Raw genomic sequence first — 22,596 nt, 5'->3', positions numbered from 1 at the left:
CACAACCCGACCGGCGACAGCTGACCTTCGTCCCGTGCGCCGGCCGCCCGTCGTCTCCGCCGGGTACCGCCGCCGTACGAGAAGTGATCTCCGGCTGTCTGCCGGGCGGGCCACTGCCCTGCGCTACTGCCCGCCCGGCAGCAGCGTCCCTGGTGCGGCCGGGGCGGCTCCCACGGCCTCGGTTCTCGGGTTGTGCCGCTGACGCCCGGCCAGCCAGTGGGCGAACCAGGAGAGCAGCATGCACATCCCGATGTAGATCGGCGAAATCACCATCACCACAGGGATGAACGGCAAATCGTAGTCGAGATTCGAGGCGATGAGCTTGCCGGCATGGAGGAACTCCTCGTAGGTGATGAGATAACCGAGCGATGTGTCCTTGAGAGCGACCACCAACTGGCTGATGATCGTGGGCAGCATGGCGCGGACCGCCTGCGGCACCAGCACGTACGTCATGACCTGCGTCTTGCGCATGCCGAGCGCGTACGCGGCCTCCCGCTGACCGCGCTCCACCGCGTGGACTCCGGTACGGAAGACCTCGGCGAGCACGGAGCCGTTGTAGAGCGTCAGACCCGCCACCAGCGCGGGCAGGGCCTGCACCTTCAGCGCCACGAAGATGAAGAAGATCATCACCAGTACGGGCATCGCCCGGAAGAACTCGACCAGCACGGTGGCGAGCAGCCGCACCGGCCGGTGGTCGGAGAGCCGGCCGCAGGCGAGGACCGCGCCGAGCGCGAGCGAGAGCACCGCCGCGTACCCGAACGCCTTGAGGGTGTTGCCGAGACCGCGCAGCAGCAGGTCCTGGATCCCCTGGTACGTGAAGGGGTCCCACTTGACGGCGGTGAACTGGCCGGTGTCGAAGAGCAGGTGGATCAGCCAGCCGACGAGCGCGGCGATCACGGCTGTCGCCACCAGCCCGTAGGTGCGGTGGCGGCGCCGCGTGCGCGGCCCGGGGATGTCGTAGAGGGCGGTCGACCGGCTCATCGGGCGACTCCCCAGCGCTTCTCCATCACATGGAACAGCGCGCTGATGGCCAGGGTGATGATGAGATAGCCCACCGCGATCCAGACGAACGACCAGACGATGTTGTAGCCCCTCTCGCTGAGGACCTTGTAGGTGCCGAGGAGTTCGGTGACGCTGAACGCACCGGCGATCGCGGAGTTCTTGGCCAGCGCGATCAGTGTGGAGCCGACGGGCGGGATGACCGTACGGAACGCCTGCGGCAGTACGACGTCGCCGAGGGTCTGGCCGAAGCTCATCCCGAGGCTGCGGGCCGCCTCGCCCTGCCCCTTGTGGACGGTGTTGATGCCGGAGCGCAGCACCTCGCAGATGAACGCGGAGGTGTAGCAGCCGAGGGCGAGGACCGCGAAGAGCTGGAAGGGCAGGACGAGTCCGAAGCGCGGCAGTCCGAGGACGACGGCGAAGAAGAGCAGGGTCAGCGGGGTGTTGCGCAGCACGGTGACCCATACGGTGCCGAGCGCGCGCAGGGAGCGTACGGGCGACACCCGGAAGGAGGCCATGACGAAGCCGAGGGCGAGCGCCAGCAGCGAGGCGTAGACGGTCAGTTCGAGTGTGCCGAGGAAACCCTCGCCGTAGAGGGAGAAGTTGTCGGTGAGTACGTTCATGGCGCGGCCTCAGCTCGCCGGGTAGCGGTCGATGGGCGGCGGCGGGGTCGCCTTGCGGCCGGAGAGGCCGAGGGTCGCGTCGTACGCCTTCCGCCAGTCCCCGTCGCGTTCGTGGACGGCGAGCGCGTCGTCGAGCGCGAGGCGCAGGGCGTTGTCGGAGCGGGGGACGCCGATGCCGTACGGCTCCTTGGAGAAGGGCTTGCCGACGACCTTCAGCTCCTTGGGCACCTTGGCCGCGTACCCCTGGAGGATGGTGTCGTCGGTGGTGACGGCGGCGACCTGGTAGGTCAGCAGGTTGTCCACGCAGGCCGAGTAGGTGTCGTAGCCGACGAGCTGGACGCGCGGGTAGTCCTGCTGGATACGCTGGTACGGGGTGGAGCCGGAGGCGGAGCAGACCCGCTTGCCGTCGAGGTCCCGCGGCCCCTCGATGCCGTGCTCGTCGGTCCGTACGAGGAGGGACTGGCCGGCCATGTAGTACGGGCCGGCGAAACCGACGAGCTTCTTGCGGTTGGCGTTGATGGTGTACGTGCCGACGTAGTAGTCGATCTGCCCGTTCTGGAGGGCGGTCTCGCGGTTCGCGGAGGCGATGGTGCGGAAGCGGATGGTCTTCGGCTCGAAGCCGAGGGACGCCGACATCATCTTGGCGATCTCGATGTCGAAGCCGGAGTAGACGCCGGTGGCGGGGTCCTTCTCGCCCATGTACGGCTGGTCCTCCTTGGCGCCGACGATCAGATAGCCGCGGCGCTCGGCCTTCTCCCAGGTGGGCGAGGAGGGCAGCCGGAAGCCGGTGTCGACGTGGTAGCGGGGCAGCGCGTCGGCCCGGGGGCCCTTCACGGGCGGGCTGCCGGCCTTCCCGCACGCTGCCGCGAGGAGGGCGAGCAGGAGCACGGAGAGCGCCGTCGCGGGACGTCTCAGCGGATGTCGCAGCGGGTGCCTCAGCAGGTGTCGCAGCGGGTGTCTCACGAACCGCACCCCCGTCAGTGCTTGAGGATCTTGGAGAGGAAGTCCTTCGCCCGGTCGCTCGCGGGGGCGGTGAAGAAGTCCTCCGGGGTGCGGTCCTCGACGATGCGGCCGTCGGCCATGAAGACGACGCGGTTGGCGGCGGAGCGGGCGAAGCCCATCTCGTGGGTGACGACGACCATGGTCATGCCCTCGCTCGCGAGTTGCCGCATCACTTCGAGGACTTCGTTGATCATCTCCGGGTCGAGCGCCGAGGTGGGCTCGTCGAAGAGGAGCGCCTTGGGGTCCATGGCGAGGGCGCGGGCGATGGCGACGCGCTGCTGCTGGCCGCCGGAGAGCTGGGCGGGCAGCTTGCCGGCCTGGTCGGCGAGGCCGACGCGGTTGAGCAGTTCCCGGGAGCGCCGGTCGGCGTCCTCCTTCTTCCGCTTGCGTACCTTGATCTGCGCGAGGGAGACATTGGCCAGCACGGTCTTGTGCGCGAAGAGGTTGAACGACTGGAAGACCATGCCCACTTCGGTACGGAGCCGGGCGAGCCCGCGGCCCTCGGCGGGCAGGGGGCTGCCGTCGATGGCGATATGGCCCGAGTCGATCGTCTCCAGCCGGTTCATCGTCCGGCAGAGGGTGGACTTGCCGGAGCCCGAGGGGCCGATGACCACGACGACCTCACCGCGGTCGACCGTGAGGTCGATGTTCTGGAGGACATGCAACTGCCCGAAGTACTTGTTGACACCACGCAGCTCGATCAACGGTTCGCCGGCCATACGCTGCCCCACCCACTCACTCTCGGCTGTGTCGAGGTCAGCGCAAACTATCCAGCCCGCCAAGGGACTTCGCCCACGACACGCACATATGGGGCATAAGCCGTATTTACTGCTGAAAGCCTTTCGAGGTCAGGCCTCGGCCGCCTCCGCGTAGACCTGGGACAGCTCCGGCGCCCCGGTGGCGGCCCAGTCGAGGCCCGCCTCGACCACCTGGATCTCCCGCCCGGACGCCAGCCGTACGACGGGGTGACCGCCCGGCCAGATGTGCCAGATCGCGCCGGGGACGGTACGGACGATCACCGTACCCAGATAGAGCCCCGCGTCGTTGCCCAGCCAGGGCAGCTCCTCCGGGTCGTCGCGCCAGCGCGGGGGCAACTGGTCGAGCGCTTCCAACGAGGCCGGGGAGTCGTCCAGTTCCAGTCCGTCCTGCCCCGCTCTGGCGCGCAGCAGTTCGCACTCGGAGAGCAGTTCTGCCACGCCTTCCGGCTCACCGACGGCGGAGTCGAGCGGCGTGCCGTCCGCGCCGTCGTGCCGCTTGCGCCAGTTGTCCAGGAAGGAGAAATTCATACCGCTCAGCCTGCCACTCCCCCTGCCGGGGCACCATACGGCGCGCGGAGGGCGCCCCACCGCCCCGGCGGGGCGCCTTCCGGATCAGAGCCTGTCGGGCGACCTCTGACCGGGCGGCCACGCCCTGGCACGCACGCTTCCGGCGTTGTCGTCAGTCATCCCCAAGGTCTCGGCTTCGCTCGACCAGGGGAGACCCCATCCGCTCCCGCGTCGACTCCCGTCCTCCGCCTTGGAATCGCGCTCGGTATCCAAAGAACGAACCAATGCGCCGAGACAGAGCGAGCGGAGCGAGCGCAGTGCACCAGACCGCGTCCACTTTCCGATCGAAGGCCACCCGACAGGCTCTCAGACGTCGAGATCCACCACGACCGGGGCGTGGTCGGAGGCGCCCTTGCCCTTGCGCTCCTCACGGTCGACGTAGCTGTCCTTGACGGCGCCGGTGAACGGCTCGTTCCCGTACACCAGGTCGATGCGCATGCCCCGGTTCTTCGGGAAGCCCAGCTCCCGGTAGTCCCAGTAGGTGTACGGGCGGTCGTACTTGAGGGGGCGGGGCACCACGTCGGCGAGGCCCTGCTCGCGCAGCGCGGCCAGCGCGGCGCGCTCCGCCGGGGTGACGTGCGTGGCGCCCTCGAAGCGGGACAGGTCCCAGACGTCCTCGTCCGCCGGGGCGACGTTGTAGTCGCCGAGGACGGCGAACGGGCGCGGGCCCGCCGCGTCCGCCGCGACCGCGTCGCGCAGCGCCTCCAACCAGCGCAGCTTGTACGCGTAGTGGTCGTGGCCGACCTCGCGGCCGTTGGGCACGTAGACCGACCAGAGCCGGACCGGGCCGCAGGTCGCGGCGATCGCGCGCGGCTCCTCCACGCCCTCGTAGAGCGGGCCGCCGGGCACTCCCTTCACGACATCGGCGAGGCCGGCCCGGGAAATCAGCGCCACCCCGTTCCACCGCCCTGTCGCGTTCACCGCCGACTCGTACCCCGCCTCGCGGAGCCGCTCGGCGGGGAACTGCTCCTCGGTGCACTTGGTCTCCTGGACGCAGAGCACGTCCGTACCGCTGCTCTCCAGCCAGGCCAGCAGCCGGGGCAGCCGGGCGGTGATCGAATTGACGTTCCAGGTGGCGATGCGCATGCGTGACAGCCTATCGGCGGGGTCCGACAGCCGGGGCTACAGCTCGGCGGAGGCGCCGGAGGCCAGCCTGCTGTGCCCGGCGCCGCCGAGGGAACCGATCTGCCCGTCGTAGATGGGCCGGGCGAGGTCCGTGAGCAGCGCGTCGTGGATGTCGAAGGAGCGCACGGGCTTGACCTCCCGTACGTACTCGATCACCTCGGAGACCTTGCTCCAGGGCGCCTGGACGGGCAGCAGCAGCGTCTCGACGGGGTGGTCGGGGACGGTGAGCGCGTCGCCGGGGTGGAAGACGGAGCCGTCCACGAGGTAGCCGACATTGGTGATCCGGGGGATGTCCGGGTGGATCACCGCGTGCAGTTCGCCGTAGACCCGGACGTCGAAGCCCGCCGCGGAGAACGTGTCGCCGTGGCCCACCGTGTGGACCCGGCCCGGGTAGGCGGCGGACATCCGCTCCGCGACGCTGCCGAGCGTCCACAGCTCGGCCCCTGGGTTGGCCTCAAGACCGGCCCGCAGCCGGCCCTCGTCGAAGTGGTCGGGGTGCTCGTGGGTGACGAGGAGGGCGTCCGCGCCGTGCGTCGCGTCCTCCTCCGTGAACGCCCCGGGGTCGATGACGAGCGTGCGCCCGTCCTTCTCCAGCCGGACACAAGCGTGCGTCTTCTTGGTGAGCCTCACCGCTGACCGCCTCTCTTCCTCACACGGAACCGCTGCCGGTCCCCCACTGCCCCCGTCGCCCCGTTTCCCCCATGGTCGTCCTCCCTCCATCCTGCTACGCCTCGGGCCGGGTCTCCTCCTGGATCACGGTCCTGGCCACCCGGAACGCGGAGTTCGCCGCGGGGACGCCGCAGTAGACGGCGCTCTGGATCAGCACTTCCTTGATCTCGGCCGGGGTGAGGCCGTTGCGCAGCGCGGCCCGGGTGTGGAAGGCCAGCTCCTCCAGATGCCCGCCGGCGACGAGCGCGGTCAGCGTCACCGCGCTGCGCATCCGGCGGTCCAACCCGTCCCTGGTCCACACCTCGCCCCAGGCGTAGCGGGTGATCAGCTCCTGGAAGTCGCCGGAGAACTCGTCGGCGGCGGCCATGGCACGGTCCACATGGGCGTCGCCCAGGACCTGTCTGCGGACCAGCATCCCCGCGTCGTACGGGTCGGCGCGCCCGCTGGTGACGGGCTGGGGCTGCTCGGCGGGGGCGATCTCGGCGACCGGGCCGACCGTCGCGGAGACCGAGGGCCCTCCCCGGTCGGGCATCACGGTCAGTCCGGTGGCGGTGTCGGACGGGTTGTACCAGGCGGTGGCGAAGTGGTGCACGAGCAGGTCGGTGACGGCGGCGGGCTGCTCGACGGGCGCCAGGTGCGAGGCCCCGGGGACCAGCGCGAGCCGCGCGTCGGGTATCCCCGCCACCAGGGTGCGCGCCTCGGCGGGCCCGGTGACCTGGTCCTCGGCGCCCACCAGGACGAGGGTGGGCACGGTGATACGGCCCAGCTCGGCCCGGATGTCGAAGGCGGCCAGCGCCTCGCAGGCGGCGATGTAGCAGCCCGGATCGGTCGTACGGACCATCTGGACGGCCCACTCGACGATGGCGGGCTGCGCGGCGGCGAAGCCGGGGGTGAACCAGCGCTCGGGCGCGGTGCGGGCCATCGGGTCGAGACCGTTGGCGCGGACGATCACCCCGCGCTGGCGGAACTCGTCGGCCGTGCCGAACCGGGGCGAGGCCGCGACGAGCGCGAGCGAGGCGATCCGGTCGGGCCGGCGCAGCGCCAGCTCGGCGCCGATGGCCCCGGCGATGGAGCAGCCCACGTAACCGAAGCGCTGGATGCCGAGGCCGTCGAGGGTGGCCAGCAGCCGCTGGGCCAGCTCGGGGACGCTGGTGGCGGGGTGCGCGGGCGCGCCGCCGTGCCCGGGCAGGTCGAAGCGGAACACCCGCCACTGGCGGGCCAGCTCGGGCACTTGGCGGTCCCACATGTGCCATGTGGTACCCAGTGAGGGTCCCAAGATCAGGACCGGGGCCTGCTCTGGCCCGTCAAGGCGGTATTGCAGGGTTTTGATCTTGCTTTCGCTCACGGGTTCACACCTTCATCTGTCACGGTCTGTCACACCCCCTGCGAGACCTCCCCATGCCTCCGCCGCTGGAAGCAGGTCCGCCACGTCCGGCTTTACGTACCACTTCTTCGTCGTCTTCACATTCGTGTGCCCGGCCCACATGGCGAGCAGGTGATCTGGCACACCGTTGTTGGCGAGCGAGGTACGTGAGGCAAGACGCCCGAGCATCGTACAGACGGAGCCTGCGAAGGCCGTTCCCGTCCATGATCTTGTGGGCCCGCACCCGGAGCTGCCGACCGTTCAGAGCCGCCCCGAGGTCATCCGCGAGCACGTACCCGCCGCCCTCGTACCCTTCGCCCGCCGCCAGACTCCGCTGCCTGCGTGGCGCGGAACGTCTTCAGCGCTTCCCGTACGAGGCTCGGGAGCGGCAACACGCGCGTCAAGATCAGGTTCCGTGTGGGCCAGGAATGCGTCGGCGGTGGTGGTGTCTCGGCCGGTGAGAGCGGCGAGTACGGCGACTTAACCGACTTGGCGGCCGTCGAGCATCCGTTGCCCTGCACCACGGTGTTCTTCGATGTGGGCGAGCGCTTCAGTCCAGCGTCCGGTGGTCGGTATGGTGCGTGTCCCGTCGGCGAGGAGGACTCGCCACAGCCAGGCGCGCACCTCGTGGCGGTCGGCGCTCGCGGTGACGCTGGCGGGGACGGTGAGCCCTCGAAGTCGGCTTCGGTACCGGTGCTGACGGCGTCGTACAGGGCGAGCAGGCGGTTTACGGTCCCCCTCTGGGCGGCCGGCGCGGATCTGGAGTCGGGCCAGGTTGACGACGGGTTCGAGGGCCCGGATCGCGGACATGCCGGCAGGGGGGCGTGGAGGTAGACCGTAGCGTGCTGGTGACACATTGAGCGGGCCAGCTCTGGAACGCCGAGGTCGGAGGCGACGAGGGCGGCCTGGTTGTAGACAGCGGAGGCCAGGCCCTGGTCCGCCCTTGCGGCGGCGGTGGCCTTCCCCACCTGGCGTTCTATGTTCATGAGAAGCGCGACAGCACTGCGGCGGCTGTCGGCACGGGCATCGCCGCGCTGTGCCGCGGCCTGCTCCGGGTGGCTGTTCAGTAGAGCGGGAAGGCCCAGCCGCCGGGGTACCAGGGCTCGTGTTCACCGCGGAAGGCCGCCGAGGCGAGGGAAAGCGCGCCGGGTCGCAGTTCCTCGACGCGTCCCGCGGCCGAGAGGGCGGACAGCGTGGTGCCCCCGAGGAAGGCGGCGCCGAGTTCCGCTGGGGTCAGGCACAGATCGGCCGGGGCGGTCGTGGGCTCGCAGACCGCCGTCCCGCCCTCCGATTGCAGCCGGTGGCGTCCGGTGTTCCACGGGCAGAAGTCGTCCCGCACGTCCAGGACAAGGTCGAGCGGGAGGTTGTAACTTCTGCCCGCCAAGGCCCGGTCGACATCGACGGGCCGCACCCAGAGGCGGTCGACCGGTGAGGCATGGACCGCTCGCCCCTCGGCCAGCAGGTGCGACAGCGGCTCATCCACGGCGCCCTCGTAATCGATCCAGGTCACCAGGTCGATACCGGCGAGGAAGCGCCACAGCGCTGCGTACGCCTGGCGCGAGAGCGCCGCCAGCTCAACCACCTGCACCGCACCGGCACTGCCGCCGAGCCCGTCCGGCACGGAACCGTGCCGGTAGAGGGTGTAACCGGTGGCGCGGCCGTCGCTCTCCTGATGTACGGCGAAGCGCAGCGAGGTCGACGCGCCGCGCCGGTGCGGATAGTCGGCGAGGCGCACCGCCCAGTGGACCGCCTGTCGATCGGGCCAGCCGACCGCCATGGTGCGGGCCTGATCGTAGACCTTCTCCAGGAGAGGGCGGGCCTGGTCGGCGTGCTGCACCCGGACGGTTCCCTCCCCGAAATCCGTGTCGGGACGGAAGCGCAGGGCACGCCGGTCGCAGCGCATCTGGTTCCCGAGCGTCGCGGGACCGTAGCCGTAGCGCCCGTAGATCCCGGCCTCGGAGGGGCGAAGCACTGCGATCGGCTCGCGCCGGTGCTCGTACAGATCGGTCAACTGGGCGCGCATCATCGAGGTGAGGAATCCACGTCGGCGATGCGTCGGGGCCACTCCCACGGAGGCGATCCCCGCCACGGGAAGGACGCCCCCGGGCACGGTCAGCACCCGGCTGTAGACGGAGGCTCCGGCAACCGGCACGCCCTCATCGAAGACGGCCAAGGTACGCCCGAGATCTGTCGCAGCTCGTTGGTCCGCCAGTTCCTCTTCGGAGCGGTCCATGCCGTAGGTATCGGCAATCATGCGTGCCCAGGGAGCAAACTCCTCGTCATCGATGCTGCGAAGCGGTATCGGAGACATGGTCATCGGATATACGTACATCACGCTCGGCCGGGCGGGGAAGCCGGCGGGCGGGGCGCCGACGGCTCCGGGATCGTGGTGCTGCGCCGCCGGCCGCGGATCACGCCCTCCAGTCCGAGTTAGGCCGTCAGCCGCTCGACGGTGCAGCGGGCCGCCTCGACACCCTTGCGCCGCGGAGCGCGCGTGATCCGACGGGCGCCGCAGGTCCCGCCCGATTCCGCGTGGATCTCCTCGGTCACCGGCATGAGCTGTTCGTCGCGGAGCCGGCGGGCGGACCCGGCCGCTTCCCGCGAGCGGCCCACGCACGCCGGGGCAGGGCACTCGGATTCGCCCGTTCCCGCCCGAAGGCGCTTTCCAGCTATGTCTGGGGGAATCCCTCCCACCGCATCGCCCAGCCCTCCGGCAGGTCGTTCCCCCGGCCGTGTGTTCTCGCCAGCCGCGCCACGGCGGCGAGCAGAGCACCGTTGGACGGCAGGTATACGGAGAGGAACCCGCGCATCTGCGGGCTGTGACCGTTGGCGATGAAAACGTTCTTGGGTGAGTCGAACAGCAATGCCTCGATCGCTTTTCCCAGGTCACCGAGTTCGGCCGCCGTCATGGCCAGGATCGGGTAGTCCCACCCCCACGTGGACTGCAAGTCCCAGTCCTGCCACACGCTGTCGAACGTCGCGGTCATGGCGTCCTGGTCGATGAGGAGGCCGGGAGGCAGCCAGCCGTACGCCATGAGCATCGAGGGGTGGTCCGTGCGGACCAGGTACGGCGGTGTCGACACGGCGGCATAGGTGTCGTCGTCGAGCCTCGTCGGAGGCCGCATCCGTCGGCTGACGTCCTCCCACCGTGCGGATCGCTTCCGTTCGAGGCGTTCTCTCCACTGGTTGGCCACGTGCAGTGCCCACGACCAGTAGGCCAGCTCGAAGGTGGGGTTCGCGTTCGTCGAACGCTGTCCCACGTAGGTCTCCTGCGCGGGGATCATCGGCGGGCCGAGCTGGAAAGAGCCCTCGGCCTCGACGACGAAGTCGGCCATGAACTCGGCCGTCGCCTCGACGAGGAGGTGGTTCTCCTCCAGGAACGCCGTCGAGGGCCGCTCCTGGTAGAGCAGTTCGAGCAGATAGATGATGTGCGGCTGCTGCCAGATCAGGAAGGAGCCGATGTTGCTCGGCGACTCCCGCCCCGACAGATCCGTCTGCTTCGGCCAGCGAGCACCCTGATAGCCCTGCCGCGTGGCCGTGGCTTCCGCCGCGAGCAGGGACTTGTGGTACCAGGCGATACTGCGTTTAAGGAGGTGACCCCTTCCCCACATCGGGAAGTGAGCACCGTGGAGCCAGTGCATCTCCAGGTGGAACTTGCCGTTCCACGTGTTGTACACCAGGCCGGACTCCTGTGGAGGCGAGGCACCGGCACAGTTGACCGCGGTCAGGTACTGGGACAGCACGACCCGTCTTTCGAGCTCGGGCGCGCGTGGGTCGGTGCTTCCCTCGAAGCTGAGCGCGCCTCCACTCTCCCAGAACGACGACCACCACCGGGCCGACGCTCCGAACACCGCGTCGACGCCCGTCGGCGGCGCGACGCTCGTCCCGCCGAGGGTGACAGTGGCCTCCAGCGTTTCCCGCTCGGTGCTGAACCTCGTCCGTCGGTCGCCGACCGGCTCCATCGAGCCGGTGGTCGTGAACTCGACGACGTATTCGCTCGACTCGACCGTTCGCACGGCCGTCCGGTGCCGCTGCTCGGCACGCTTCCAGCGGACCGTCTCGCGTAGCGGGTGCTCGAACGCGGCCAGGTCGTCCTTCTGGTCTTCGAACACCCACGAGACGCCCAGACCCCGACGCAGCAGGTCCGACTCGATGCGTACCGCGAGGGTGTCCGACTCCGGATCGACGGCCGTCCGCACGACGACCGGCACTCCTTCGAGCGTGTAACGGGCCGTGAGGATCCCGCTGTACATGTCCAGCGTGGTACGCACGTCGGACAGTTGTGCCGGCTCGGTCAGCGGTGCGAGGTCACCCGACGTGTCGAGCGCCAGCCTGCCCAGGTGCAGCCGCCTCGGGTTGAAGCTCAGCCATGCGCCGGCTTCCAACTCCTCCGGGATCGCGTCGCCCGCCCGGAGGAGGCCCATCCGGTCCGGGTACTCGACCGTTCCTCGGTGCGACTCGTACGCCGTCATCGTCTCGGCCATGTCATAGTCACGCCGGCCACGCGTGGCGTACCACCCCCAACTGGACTGTATGCGGAGGGGTATCTGGAAGTCGTCCTTGGCGAACGGGCGGGAACGCTGCGGTGGAAGGCCGTTCATGTCGGTGTGCGGCACCCGTGAGGGATCGGGCCGCAGTTCGTGGTGGCCGGGGAACGTCTGCAGACCTGAGACATCCACCGTCATCGCGATGTTCCCGTTCCCGACGGTCAGTACATCGGCAGGGTGCGGCTCGTGGAATACGGGGTTGTGCCGGGAGACGAGTGCTCGCCTGTCGATGCCCGCTGAGGTCACTTCACCGCTCCCGCTGCCATTCCCGCGATGATCTTTCGATTGAAGAACAGGAACGCGATCAGAGGCGGGGCCGTGATCAGAAGGACATCCATCGCGAGCAGGTTCCATTCGGTGTTGTACTGACTTTGAAAATTGAACAAAGTGAGCTGCAGAGTGGCGTTGTCGTCACCCGGCAAGAAATACAGCGGGTTCGTGAAGTCGTTGAACACCGCGACCGAAGTGACGATGACAGCGGTCACGACCACCGGCCGCATGACGGGGAGGACGACACTGAAGAACATCCGGACGGACGAGGCTCCGTCCAGGGTCGCGGCTTCGTCGAGTTCGCGGGGCACGGTGCTGAGAAATGCTCTGAACAGCATGATGCAGAAAGCGAAGTGAAACGTCGCCTCCAGCAGGATCATGCTCCCGAGGGTCCGGTAGATTCCCAAGCTCTGCAAAGTCCAGATGGTCGGGACGATTGCCGGCGGAATGATGAGCTTCGTGAGCACGAGGAAATTGATCGGCCCATTCAGTCGGCTCGGCCTGCGCTGCAGGACGAAAGCAGCCATTGCCGCGACGACGGTGACGAGCGTGACGCTGGTGACCGTCAGCACGACACTGTTGAAGAACGCCCGGACTATCTGGTAGTTGCGAGCGGACACCACGCTGGTCAGATTCTCCCAGAAGTGCCAGGAAGTGGGCATCGAGAATTCGAGCAGCGCCGCCTGTTGCGTGTTCTTCATCGCGGTCAGCGCGATGAAGACGAACGGGAGCACGAAGACGACCAGGCAGAGGACGCTCGCCACGAGATGACGGAGAACTGACAGCGACCGTTCTTTCACAGCTGGGTCTCCCGCCGGTTCAGGAAGTACGAAAGCGGTAGCGCGACTGCGGCGACGATCACGAAGAGGACGACGTTGCCGGCCGTCGACAGCCCGTAGAACCCGGATGCGTACTGCTTGTAGATGAGCGACGCGATGACGTCGGAGTGCCCCGCGGGTCCGCCCTGAGTCATGGACCAAACCATCTCGAAGCTCTTGAGGCCCCCGATGACGGACAGGATGATGACGGTCGATGTCGCCGGGCGCAGCAGCGGCAGCGTGACGTGCCGGAACACCTGGAAGCGGCCCGCGCCGTCGACTCGGGCGGCCTCCGTGACGTCTGAGGGTATCGACACGATGCCCGCGATGTAGATGACAGCGGCGAAGCCGAGCCCCTTCCAGACGTCGACGAGCGCCACCGACAGGAGAGCGGTGTCGGGGTCCCCGAGCCAGGACGGGCCCGCGATGCCGAAAAGGGACAGCGCGTCGTTCATGACACCGTTGGGCTGGAGCAGTGCGTTGAACGTGAAGCCGACGCCCAGGGTGCTCACGATCACCGGGAAGAACACGATCGCGCGGTAGATATGGGAACCACGGATGCGCGACGCGAGGAACATGGCGATCCAGAGCCCCAGGACCACTTTGAGGACGGTCGTGACCGCCGCGTAGACGAACGTGTTCACCAACCCGAGCCGCATCGTGGGGTCTTGGAACAGCGTCTGGAAGTTCTCCAGCCCGATGAAGGTGAAGTCGTCCAGCGTCCAGCGGGTGAGACTGAAGAAGAACGAGATGATCGTCGGAATCAGGAACAGCGGTATGTAGAGCGCTGCCGCCGGAAGGTAGAACCACCGGGGGTACAGACGGTACGCGTTCCTTCTCCGGGAGGGAGGACCGCCGGCGGTCTCCTGAGGTCCTGCCGCCGATGCCCCGGAGGTGTACCTGTCCACGTGTGGTGGACGGCTTCCCTGCCCCGTGCCTGTCACCATCCCTTGATCCCGAGCTGCTTCGCCGACTTGGCCGCGGCGTCGTCATACTGCTTGGCCCCCTTCGCCGCGCTCGTCAGGCCCGAGCCGACGGCGACGGTGATGTCCGCCAGAGACGTGGTGGCCACCGGGGAGAGGAACTCCAGCGCCGGTGTGGCGTCACCGTTCTCGACGAACGGGACCATGTCCTTGACGGCCTGCGTCGCGTTGTCCGGGAGCTTGCACGAACTCACCGGTGAGATACCGGTGGCGCCGCTGGCGGCGACGTACGCGTCGCACCCCTCGGGGGAGGCGACGAACGCCACGAACTTCTTCGCGAGCTCCTGCTTCTCGCTCGCCTTCATGATGTACAGGCCCTGCGGCTGCCACGTGGTCAGCCCATACGTCGCCGGAGCGTCGCCCGGGATCGGGAACAGCCCGATGTCCTTCGCAGCCGCCGGATAGCGTTGCGTCATCGCGCGCACCGCACTCGTGGTCTGGGGGTACATCGCCGCCTTCCCGGAGGCGAGCAGTTGTTGGCCCTGGTCGTACGTAGCCGTCGCGTAGTCCTTGTTCGTCAGGCCTAGCTCGTGGACCTGTTGCAGGTGCTCGAATCCGGCCATCGCCGCCGGGGTATCGGCGAACTTCGCGCGCCCCTCGGTCCACTGGTCCGCGAAGCCGGGCACGGAAACCTGGACGTTGTGGTAGTTGGCCAGGACGAAGAACTGAGCCGTCCAGTTGTCCTTGTACGTCTGGACGAAGGGAACGAGGCCGGCTTCCTTGATGACCTGCGCGTTGTTGATCAGCTCGTCCCAGGTCTTCGGGATCTTGAGCTTCAGCTTGTCGTAGACGTCCCTGTTGTAGAGGATCCCTCCGCCGGAGCTCCCCCCGACCGGAGCGCCGTACAGGTCCTTGTCCACCGAGGCGGCCTTGTGCCACGGCTCGGACGTGTTCTTCGCCCATGCCTCCTCCGTGACCTTCACCAGGTTGCGGTCAGGGTTGATGTCCCCCAGGAGAGCACCGGAGTTGTACATCATGAGATCCCCGAGGTCGCCACTGTTCAGCCGCGTTTTCACGACACTTTCGCCGTCCGTGCCCTGCGGACGAGGCTCGACGTCGATCTTGACGCCAGGATTCTTCTTCACGAACGCTTTCGAGAGTGCGTCCATCGCGCTGAGGTCGGTGGCGGTATTGGCGACGTTGATCGTCAGCTCGTCCGAGTCCGACCCGCCGGTCGAGCAGCCCGTGAGGCCGGCGATGAGCACTGTGGCGACAGTAAGAACGATCCTTGGCTTACGGCTGGGCATCTTTGCCTCCGTGTGTGCGCTAAGGCCGCCCAAACCTGAGCGCCCTATAAGATTGGCAGACCGTAACACCCCTGTTAAATGGCATGCAAGGTTCATGAATCGATTCATTTCCAGAACCAGGGCGGGCAGAAGCAGAGGGGTGGCGCACGAGGTCGGGCGCGGCGGAGACACGACGCCATCCGCCTCTGCCAGGCGTCAACGGTTCAGCCGGGTACTCCCGCTCGGCGGGCACGGTCCGGCCGGAGGCGCTCGGCGGCCTGGATTCGGCCGCGAAGCGTCAGCGCACCGCGGCGTCGGGGCGATCGGCCAATTCGGCGACGACGCGGACGACGTGCGTCACACTCGCGCGCAGGCGCTCCGGGCTCAGGCTGCCGTCCGCGACGGCGGCGACGATGGGAGCCGTGTGGACGTCGTCAGGCGAGCCAGGGGTGATCCAGTTGTTCCCGGCGGCGACCATCTCGACCACGGCGCAGGTGTCGTATGCGTTCCAGTCCGACATCACCATGCCGTCGAAGCCGAAGTCCTGACGCAGAACCCCGCGCAGAAGCTCCGCGCTCGCGGACGCAGGCCGGCCGTTGAGAGCGTTGTAGGAGGTCATGACCGTTCTGGCCCGGTGAACGGACAGGGCTACTTCGAACGCCTTGAGGTAGAGCTCGCGCAGCGCGCGCTCAGGGACGAGCGACTGATTGCGCTTACGCGCCGATTCGGCGTTGTTGGCGGCCAGGTGCTTGTAGCAGGCCCCCACTCCGGCGGACTCGACTCCCCGCGCATAGTGCCCCGCCATCAGCCCCGCCAGGAGGGGGTCCTCGGAGAAGTACTCCGGGTGCCGCCCGTTGAGGGGGTGGCGGTGCAGGTTCAGAGCCGGGGCCAGCAGGACCTGGATACCCACGTCCCGCGCCTCCTCGCCGATCGCCCTGCCCACCGACTCCGCAAGCTCCTTGTCGAACGTCGAGGCGAGTACGACCGTGGTCGGGAAGCCGGTGTTCGGGACGTTCACGTTCACCCCGGAGTTGCCGTCGGCCACCTGGAACAAGGGCATGTCCAGTCCCTCGGGCCGGGCCAGGATGCCGGCGACGCCAATGCCCTCCATTCCCCAGCCTGCCTGCCCGCAGACCGACAGCCGGGCCAACTGCTCAACTGTCAGTCCCGCGACGAAGTCGCCGGCCAGAGCCGGGTCGGCCCACACGTCGGCGAACGTCACCGGCGATGTCACCGGGGCGGCCGGACCGGCCTGCGGGGACCCGACAGAGCCTGTCCGATCGGCAGGGGCGACTGCCGTCGGGACCGGCTTGACGCCTGAACGTCCCCCCGTGGGCCAGGTGCCCACCGGGTCGCGGGAGGACAACACAGTGATCGGCTCGGCCGGGGCCAGCCGGACGCCGACGGGGCGCACTCCAACCGGTTGCCGTAGGTCGACCGCACCGGCCTCGACCGTGTCGACCACGGATCGCCCGACATGGAAGCGGTACCTTCCGGCCGCCGCGACATGGGCGCCCGCCCGCTCGTCGTAGCCGGTCAGCCGGTCGAACGGGAGGTCGAAAGCGAGGACATGACACTCGCCCGGTGCGAGCGCCGGTGTCTTCCCGAAGTCGACGAGCTCACGCACCGGCCGCTCGTCGAGGTCGCCCTCCGGTTTGGCCACGTAAACCTGTACGACCTCCCGGCCGGCCACGGCCCCGGTGTTGGTCACCATGGCCGAAAGGGAGACCCTGTCACCATCGACGCGCGGTGGGCCTGGTTCGATGGCGAAGGTGGTGTAGCTCAGCCCATGCCCGAACGGGTACGCCGCCTCGACACCGAACGTCGTGAAGTAGCGGTAGCCGACATACACACCCTCCTCGTAGACCGTGTCGATCCACACCTCGGCGTCGCCGGTGTGACGCGGCTTACCACCGGCGCCGTCGTAGAAGTTGCGGTGGGCCGGGACGTCGGTGATGTCCTTGGGCCAGGTGTCCGGCAGGCGGCCGGACGGATTGGCGGTCCCGTCGAGGACGTCGAGCAGCGCCGGCCCGGCCAGCATGCCGCCGACCCCTGCCAGGAGGAGGGCGTCCACGCCGTACCGCTCGGCGAAGGTGACGTCGATCGGATAAGGCGTGTTGAGGAGCACGACGGTACGGTCGAAGGTTTCCGCGACCGACCGGATCAGCGACTCCTCGTCGGCGCTCAGGTAGTACTCGCCGGGGGCCGAGGAGTTGTCCATGTTCTCGCCAGACGACCGGGTGAGCACAACGATCCCTGCGTTGCTGCGCGCCTTGGCCCGTGCGAGCATCGCCGGGCCGGGCACCGTGTCGCCACCCGTACGGTAGAAGTCGGAAAGCTCACGGTTGAGGATGAAACCCCCGTGACGGTCGATCGCCTCCCGGAGGCCCACCGTGTAGCGCGCGTTGATCTTGCCTGCGCCCACTACGGCCGTACGGAAGAAGTGCAGTGCGCGGCCGAACACATTCAGCTGACCGTGGTCGAGGGGCAGTACGTCGCCGGTGTTCTTCAGGAGCACGATGCCGTCCTGGGCGACCCGGCGGGCGAGGCGTTCATACTCGGCGAACTCGGGCTCCGGCTCGCGTGCCGACCTCGTGACGACCACCAGGCCGGTCGGCGCCATGACATTGCCGTCCGTGTCGGCGAAGCCCTCCAGATGGAAGGGGTACTCACGGCCGTACTCCGTCAACACGCCGAATACCTTGATGCCCAGGAGCCAGGACGTCCCCCGCCCAGTGGCCAGTGCCTTCAGGACATAGTCCACCGGATCGCCGTCAAGCACGACAGTGCCAGGGACGGTTGGATCCATCGGCTTGGAGAAGGCGACCTGGACGGTCCCGCCCCACTCAGGGTCAAGCATGAACAGCGGTCCGTCGACGTCATTGATGTCGAACTCCGGACGAGACTCACGCCGGAGCAGGACCGGACGGTCGTCCGTCCCGCCGCACGGGACCGCTGTCAGGGGTTCCATTTCACTTCCCTCGTCCGGCCACGCCCCTCGATGCCGACGCGTCCCCAGCCCCTCGCCGGCCCCTCGCTCCAGCCAGAACCGGTTCTCGGCAGCACCGCGTCGAGCCGGCCCAGGGAAAACTGACCCGACTTTAATATTGGCGAGGGTAGCACCCGCCGGCCCGGGATCCCGGGCCGCGACCCCGGGGCTGTACCGGTGAGGCCGCCACTGCCTACACGAAGACGAAACCTTCGTCCAGTTCGAGAAGCGCACGGATAACCGCGGCGAACTCGGTGCGGATGTCGAACTCCGGACCGTGCATCCACTGCACCTGAAGCCCCTCCCACGTGGCGAGGAGCGCGCGCGCCGCGCGTCTCGCATCGATCCCGCCGGGCACGGCGCCGTCCCGCTGGAGCATCTCGATGTCCTCGGCGACAACCTGGAAGGACCTCTCCCATCGGTCGCGGAAGTACTCTCGCGCGGGATGGTTCACGTCGAAGGCCGCGCCGGACATCTCCGCCTGCAGATGGACGAGGTGTTTACGTCGGACACCGGCAGCCGCCCGCGTCGGCATGTCCGCGATCGCGCCACCGACGCCGAGTGGCCGGATGTTCTCCGCGTCGAACTGGCGGAGCGCGGCTACCAGCACTGCCTCCTTGGACGGGAAGTGGTAGAAGAGCAACGGCTCACTGACGCCGACACGATCGGCGATCTCGGCCACCGTGACGGCGCGGTGTCCCCGGTCCATGACGAGTTCGAGCGCGGCTTCACCGATCGCCTGCTTACGAAGCTCGGACTTCGCGTAGCTTCCCCGCTTACCCGCCACTGGTCGCCTCCTGGTCCACAGCCGTCAATCCAGAACTTCCCGACGCGCGGACACAGATCTCCACAACGCGCGAGCGCGACCGGCCCCCTCGCGCCGGTCGAGCGAAATTCCCGACGTGGAGAGTACACGGCCCGCCACGCTTCGGGATGCCGCTGCCACGGATCGTAAAGACTGGGACCCTGGCCAAAGGGGCGCAGGTCGCGCCCCGCGCCCCGGCAGGCGACAGGCAACAGGCAACAGGCGGACAACGACACCTGCCGGGCCACCGATCACGCCAGGCGCCCACCCGTCGGACACGTCGCCCCTCCACACCGGCGGGCCCGTCGAGACCGGGCCACATGGACGTGGAACATATGGTCCACGTCACCACAGATGCCAACAGGTTCCAACAGGCCACCGAGCTTGAATCCCCGCCCCGCCAGTCGGGCCGCCCCTGCCGTGGAGCGCGAGGGAGGCGCGGCCCGTCAGGTAAGTTGTGGCGCGCACGCCGCGTCTCAGCGCCCCTGTCGCCGTTGTTCGACCTGACCGAGGGAACGCTTTCACCAGGTCTTCCTCTCCGGCATCCCGTACAGCGAAGGCTCCGCGCACAAGCCTGAGGACTTCCCGGGCAGCTGATCGCCGATGTACGTCCTCACCTTCGCTGTCCCTGATCAGTAGCCGAGATCGCCCTCTCACTCACCTTTGAGGAGCAACGTGATCCGCACATCTTTCAACGATAATTGGCAGTTCCGTTCAAAGGTCAGCCCCTTCGCCGAACTGTCCGGCCCTGTGGTCCCGTTCAAGCCGGTGACGTTGCCGCACGACGCCATGCTCGCTCGCGACCGCGAGGCCACCACGGACGGCGGCGCGACCGCCTATTTCCCCGGCGGAGCGTACGAGTACCGCAAGATGTTCTTCGTAGCCGAGGAACACCGGGGCAAGCGGATCGTGCTGGAGTTCGAGGGCGTCTACCGGGACGCGGTCGTGTTTCTCAACGGCGACTACGCGGGGCAGCGTCCGTACGGATACTCGCAATTCTTCATCGACGCCGACCGGTTCCTGCGGTTCGGCGAGGACAACGAGATCCGCGTGGAGTGCCGGACCCATCAGGACTCCCGCTGGTACACCGGCGCGGGCATCTACCGTGACACCTGGCTGTTCATCGGGGAGGTGGTCCGCATCGGCCCGGAAGGTGTCCGCGTCACCACCCCGGACATCGACGCCGAACGTGCGGTGGTAGAGGTCGCGACCACGGTCGAGAACGACTCGATCGAGGTCCGCACCGTCGAGCTGGTCACCGAAATCCGCGACGCCACGGGGACCGTCGTCGCGTCCGACACCGCACCGGTCACGCTACAGCCCGGCGAACCGGCCACCGCCGGCCGGCGCCTCTACGTCCAGGTCCCCTCGCTGTGGAGCCCGGACTCACCCACGCTGTACACCTGCGCGGTGTCCATCACGGGTACGGACGCCGTGGAGGTCGCCTTCGGCATCAGGTCCCTGCGCCTGGACCCCCGCCACGGGATGCGAATCAACGGTGAGACGGTCAAGCTGCGCGGCGCGTGTGTGCACCACGACAACGGGCCGCTGGGTGCCGCGACCTTTGCCCGGGCCGAGGAGCGTCGCGTCCGGCTGCTCAAGGACGCGGGGTTCAATGCGATCCGCATGTCACACCACCCTATGAGCACGGCGATGCTTGACGCCTGTGACCGGCTCGGCATGCTCGTGGTGGACGAGGCGTTCGACATATGGACCTGGGGCAAGAGCCCGTTCGACTACAGCCTGAGCTTCCCTGAGTGGTGGGAACGCGATATCGAGGCGATGGTGGCCAAGGACCACAACCATCCCAGCGTCGTCCTCTACTCGATCGGCAACGAGATCCCCGAGACCGGAACCGCGGCCGGCGCCGCGTGGGGCCGCAAACTCGCCACGAAAGTCCGCGCGCTGGACGACACCCGCTTCCTGACCAACGCGGTCAACAACCTGCTGGCTCTGCTGTCCGACATCACCGCGCTGCGGTCCCAGGACGAAGAGGGCACCGGTATCAACACCCTCATGGCCGACAGCGGGAACGATGTGAACGCCATCGCCGCCTCCGAGCTGGTGACCACCCGCACAGCCGAGTCCTACAGCGTGCTCGACGTGGCCGGGATGAACTACTCGGAGATCCGCTACGAGAGCGACCGCACGCTGTTCCCCAACCGGATCATCCTGGGCACCGAAACCTTCCCCACCCGCATCGACGAGCTGTGGCGGCTGGTCGCTCAGCACAGCCATGTCATCGGCGATTTCACCTGGACCGGCTGGGACTATCTGGGTGAGGCCGGTATCGGCCGACCGCAGTACTCCACATCGGACACTCCACGCCCCACGTTCACCGCGCCGTATCCCTACCTGGTGGCCGGTTGCGGCGACCTCGACATCACCGGCCACCGACGACCCGCCTCCTATTACCGCGAGATCGTCTTCGGTCTGCGCAGCCGGCCCTATCTCGCCGTCCGGCGGCCGCGACATCATGGCAGGACCGTCCTGAGCAGCCGGTGGGCGTGGAGCGACACCATCGCCGGCTGGACCTGGCCCGGTGACGAGGCCGCCCCTGTCACGGTCGAGGTCTACAGCGACGCCGAGGAGGTCGAACTCCTGGTCAACGGCCGTTCCCTCGGCCGCAACCCGGCCGGCGAGCAACACCGCTTCCGCACCGAGTTCGAGACAGCCTACGAGCCGGGCGAACTGGTCGCGATCGCCTACCGCAACGGCCGTGAATCCGGCCGGGACATCCTGCGCACCGCGACCGCCCCCATCATGCTGCACGCCGAAGCCGATCGGCCCGCCATCACAGCGGGGGTCGGCGACCTCTCCTACGTCACCGTCACTCTGGTCGATCCGGCCGGAACAGTGCACACCGCGGCAGACCGGCCCGTACGGGTGGACGTCTCCGGTGCCGGCACACTGACCGGCTTCGGCAGTGCCGCTCCGTCGAACGAGGAACGGTTCGACGCGACCGAGCACCACACCTACGAGGGCCGCGCACTCGCCGTGGTCCTGCCGACCGGGCCCGGCACGATCCGCCTGACCGCCACCGCCCCGGACTGCGACCCGGTCGAGGTGCTGATCACCGTCGAAGAGCCGGCCAGGTAACGCCCCCACGGGGGCGAGGCCGTGGTGCGTCGCCGCCGGATCGCCACGGTCGGCGCCGACGGCTTCCGGCCGATTCGGTCAGGGGAACCGGTCGGCGCGGCACTTGATCGTGATTCACCGGACAGCGGACCGCGTCACCCGGTGGCAGAACGCCTCCCGCCGCCCACCCCGGCCACGCATCCGCGCCCTTCGGGCCGCCGTCTTCGCGAACGCTCCGCGAGTCTTCGCCTGAGTCACAGGTGCTCCCTCCCGCCACGCGCGTAGTCCGCCGTCACATAACACTATGGTCACGAAGCCGACCGGCGGTCTTCCCACCTCTTCCGATCCCGGCCTATGTTCCGAGCGAAAACCAACCGCATGGTAACAGTTGACGCTCACCCTTCGTCCTGTCCGCACATCGGCGAAGAGCCCCGGCCCACCCGGTCCCCAGCGAAGGAAAACCGCCCATGCCCACTCACCACCCGCACCCCGGCGGAACTCGCGGCCCGGCCGGTTCATCGTCTGCGAGGAACCGGGCTCGGCGCTCGGCACCGCGCCGGCACGTGCGCTCGGCCCCTTCGTCCACCTCCGGCAACGCGCCGCCGTCGCCTACCCGCTCCACTCCCCCGGCCTCGCCCTCATCCAGTACGTCAGCGAGCGGGTGAACGCCCGCTCCCGGAGCGGCACCCGCGAGAACGGCCCGGCAGGACAGGACGCCCCGCCCTCTGAACGCCCCTCCGCACAAAAGCCGTTGGCCACCGCACCCGTGCGACC

17 protein-coding genes and 1 pseudogene are annotated in these 22,596 nt (G+C 68.4%); 1 reads left to right on the top strand and 17 read right to left on the bottom strand.

Translation table 11 applies throughout. The annotated features are described in order from the left end of the window. Nucleotides 1-123: 123 nt before the first annotated feature. From ACIQ7D_RS00845 to ACIQ7D_RS00765, 17 genes and pseudogenes are all read right to left on the bottom strand, one after another. Entirely contained in the window at nucleotides 124-981 is an 858-nt protein-coding gene (locus ACIQ7D_RS00845) for an amino acid ABC transporter permease (protein WP_403931895.1), read from the bottom strand. Beyond that, complete coding sequence (locus tag ACIQ7D_RS00840; RefSeq protein WP_403931894.1) at nucleotides 978-1,622, bottom strand: amino acid ABC transporter permease; 645 nt, start codon at nucleotides 1,620-1,622, stop codon at nucleotides 978-980. Before ACIQ7D_RS00840 ends, ACIQ7D_RS00845 begins: the two co-directional genes overlap by 4 nt. Nucleotides 1,623-1,631: 9 nt before the next feature. Next, nucleotides 1,632-2,537, bottom strand: coding sequence for a glutamate ABC transporter substrate-binding protein (locus tag ACIQ7D_RS00835; RefSeq protein ID WP_403933737.1), 906 nt, complete (start codon nucleotides 2,535-2,537; stop codon nucleotides 1,632-1,634). Between the two features lie 62 nt (nucleotides 2,538-2,599). Then, nucleotides 2,600-3,343 carry an amino acid ABC transporter ATP-binding protein gene (locus tag ACIQ7D_RS00830; protein WP_403933735.1) on the bottom strand — a complete coding sequence of 248 codons (744 nt, stop codon included), beginning with the start codon at nucleotides 3,341-3,343 and terminating at the stop codon, nucleotides 2,600-2,602. Between the two features lie 129 nt (nucleotides 3,344-3,472). Then, entirely contained in the window at nucleotides 3,473-3,910 is a 438-nt protein-coding gene (locus tag ACIQ7D_RS00825) for a DUF6278 family protein (RefSeq protein ID WP_403931892.1), read from the bottom strand. 345 nt (nucleotides 3,911-4,255) lie between these two features. After that, nucleotides 4,256-5,035 carry an exodeoxyribonuclease III gene (locus tag ACIQ7D_RS00820; protein ID WP_403931889.1) on the bottom strand — a complete coding sequence of 260 codons (780 nt, stop codon included), beginning with the start codon at nucleotides 5,033-5,035 and terminating at the stop codon, nucleotides 4,256-4,258. Between the two features lie 36 nt (nucleotides 5,036-5,071). After that, nucleotides 5,072-5,704, bottom strand: a complete 633-nt coding sequence (locus ACIQ7D_RS00815; RefSeq protein WP_403931887.1) for an MBL fold metallo-hydrolase — start codon at nucleotides 5,702-5,704, stop codon at nucleotides 5,072-5,074. 94 nt (nucleotides 5,705-5,798) lie between these two features. Then, nucleotides 5,799-6,989, bottom strand: coding sequence for a 4-carboxymuconolactone decarboxylase (gene pcaC / locus ACIQ7D_RS00810; RefSeq protein WP_403931884.1), 1,191 nt, complete (start codon nucleotides 6,987-6,989; stop codon nucleotides 5,799-5,801). Between the two features lie 525 nt (nucleotides 6,990-7,514). Then, nucleotides 7,515-8,092: pseudogene (locus ACIQ7D_RS00805) on the bottom strand (hypothetical protein); the annotation flags it as partial. Between the two features lie 77 nt (nucleotides 8,093-8,169). Further along, complete coding sequence (locus ACIQ7D_RS00800; RefSeq protein WP_403931882.1) at nucleotides 8,170-9,417, bottom strand: GNAT family N-acetyltransferase; 1,248 nt, start codon at nucleotides 9,415-9,417, stop codon at nucleotides 8,170-8,172. Between the two features lie 119 nt (nucleotides 9,418-9,536). After that, nucleotides 9,537-9,719 carry an IS3 family transposase gene (locus tag ACIQ7D_RS00795; RefSeq protein ID WP_403931879.1) on the bottom strand — a complete coding sequence of 61 codons (183 nt, stop codon included), beginning with the start codon at nucleotides 9,717-9,719 and terminating at the stop codon, nucleotides 9,537-9,539. A gap of 56 nt (nucleotides 9,720-9,775) precedes the next feature. Then, nucleotides 9,776-11,899, bottom strand: coding sequence for a hypothetical protein (locus ACIQ7D_RS00790; protein WP_403931877.1), 2,124 nt, complete (start codon nucleotides 11,897-11,899; stop codon nucleotides 9,776-9,778). Further along, the gene (locus tag ACIQ7D_RS00785) at nucleotides 11,896-12,687 is read right to left on the bottom strand and encodes a carbohydrate ABC transporter permease (RefSeq protein WP_403931874.1); all 792 of its coding nucleotides are present in this window, start codon (nucleotides 12,685-12,687) and stop codon (nucleotides 11,896-11,898) included. The genes ACIQ7D_RS00790 and ACIQ7D_RS00785 overlap by 4 nt, the downstream gene beginning before the upstream one ends. A gap of 32 nt (nucleotides 12,688-12,719) precedes the next feature. Continuing rightward, complete coding sequence (locus tag ACIQ7D_RS00780) at nucleotides 12,720-13,649, bottom strand: carbohydrate ABC transporter permease (RefSeq protein WP_403931872.1); 930 nt, start codon at nucleotides 13,647-13,649, stop codon at nucleotides 12,720-12,722. Nucleotides 13,650-13,681: 32 nt separating this feature from the next. Continuing rightward, nucleotides 13,682-14,971 (bottom strand): ABC transporter substrate-binding protein, encoded by a 1,290-nt coding sequence (locus tag ACIQ7D_RS00775; protein WP_403931869.1) that lies wholly within the window; start codon nucleotides 14,969-14,971, stop codon nucleotides 13,682-13,684. 277 nt (nucleotides 14,972-15,248) lie between these two features. Then, nucleotides 15,249-17,921: a glycoside hydrolase family 3 protein gene (locus ACIQ7D_RS00770; RefSeq protein ID WP_403931867.1), complete on the bottom strand. Its 2,673-nt coding sequence runs from the start codon at nucleotides 17,919-17,921 to the stop codon at nucleotides 15,249-15,251. Nucleotides 17,922-18,132: 211 nt separating this feature from the next. Continuing rightward, nucleotides 18,133-18,726 carry a TetR/AcrR family transcriptional regulator gene (locus ACIQ7D_RS00765; protein ID WP_403931864.1) on the bottom strand — a complete coding sequence of 198 codons (594 nt, stop codon included), beginning with the start codon at nucleotides 18,724-18,726 and terminating at the stop codon, nucleotides 18,133-18,135. Between the two features lie 693 nt (nucleotides 18,727-19,419). Here ACIQ7D_RS00765 and ACIQ7D_RS00760 point away from each other — a divergent pair. Continuing rightward, nucleotides 19,420-21,843, top strand: coding sequence for a glycoside hydrolase family 2 TIM barrel-domain containing protein (locus tag ACIQ7D_RS00760; protein ID WP_403931862.1), 2,424 nt, complete (start codon nucleotides 19,420-19,422; stop codon nucleotides 21,841-21,843). Nucleotides 21,844-22,596 lie beyond the last annotated feature (753 nt).

It is taken from the genome of Streptomyces sp. NPDC096310 (assembly GCF_044763125.1).
Lineage (GTDB): Bacteria > Actinomycetota > Actinomycetes > Streptomycetales > Streptomycetaceae > Streptomyces.
This window is presented reverse-complemented; position numbering and strand designations above follow the sequence as displayed.

What these genes read in the sequence shown, in the direction of transcription:
- ACIQ7D_RS00845 (WP_403931895.1), bottom strand. Translation starts at nt 981, where the DNA reads ATGAGCCGGTCGACCGCCCTCTACGACATCCCCGGGCCGCGCACGCGG.
- ACIQ7D_RS00840 (WP_403931894.1), bottom strand. Translation starts at nt 1,622, where the DNA reads ATGAACGTACTCACCGACAACTTCTCCCTCTACGGCGAGGGTTTCCTC.
- ACIQ7D_RS00830 (WP_403933735.1), bottom strand. Translation starts at nt 3,343, where the DNA reads ATGGCCGGCGAACCGTTGATCGAGCTGCGTGGTGTCAACAAGTACTTC.
- ACIQ7D_RS00825 (WP_403931892.1), bottom strand. Translation starts at nt 3,910, where the DNA reads ATGAATTTCTCCTTCCTGGACAACTGGCGCAAGCGGCACGACGGCGCG.
- ACIQ7D_RS00820 (WP_403931889.1), bottom strand. Translation starts at nt 5,035, where the DNA reads ATGCGCATCGCCACCTGGAACGTCAATTCGATCACCGCCCGGCTGCCC.
- pcaC (WP_403931884.1), bottom strand. Translation starts at nt 6,989, where the DNA reads ATGTGGGACCGCCAAGTGCCCGAGCTGGCCCGCCAGTGGCGGGTGTTC.
- ACIQ7D_RS00800 (WP_403931882.1), bottom strand. Translation starts at nt 9,417, where the DNA reads ATGTCTCCGATACCGCTTCGCAGCATCGATGACGAGGAGTTTGCTCCC.
- ACIQ7D_RS00775 (WP_403931869.1), bottom strand. Translation starts at nt 14,971, where the DNA reads ATGCCCAGCCGTAAGCCAAGGATCGTTCTTACTGTCGCCACAGTGCTC.
- ACIQ7D_RS00770 (WP_403931867.1), bottom strand. Translation starts at nt 17,921, where the DNA reads ATGGAACCCCTGACAGCGGTCCCGTGCGGCGGGACGGACGACCGTCCG.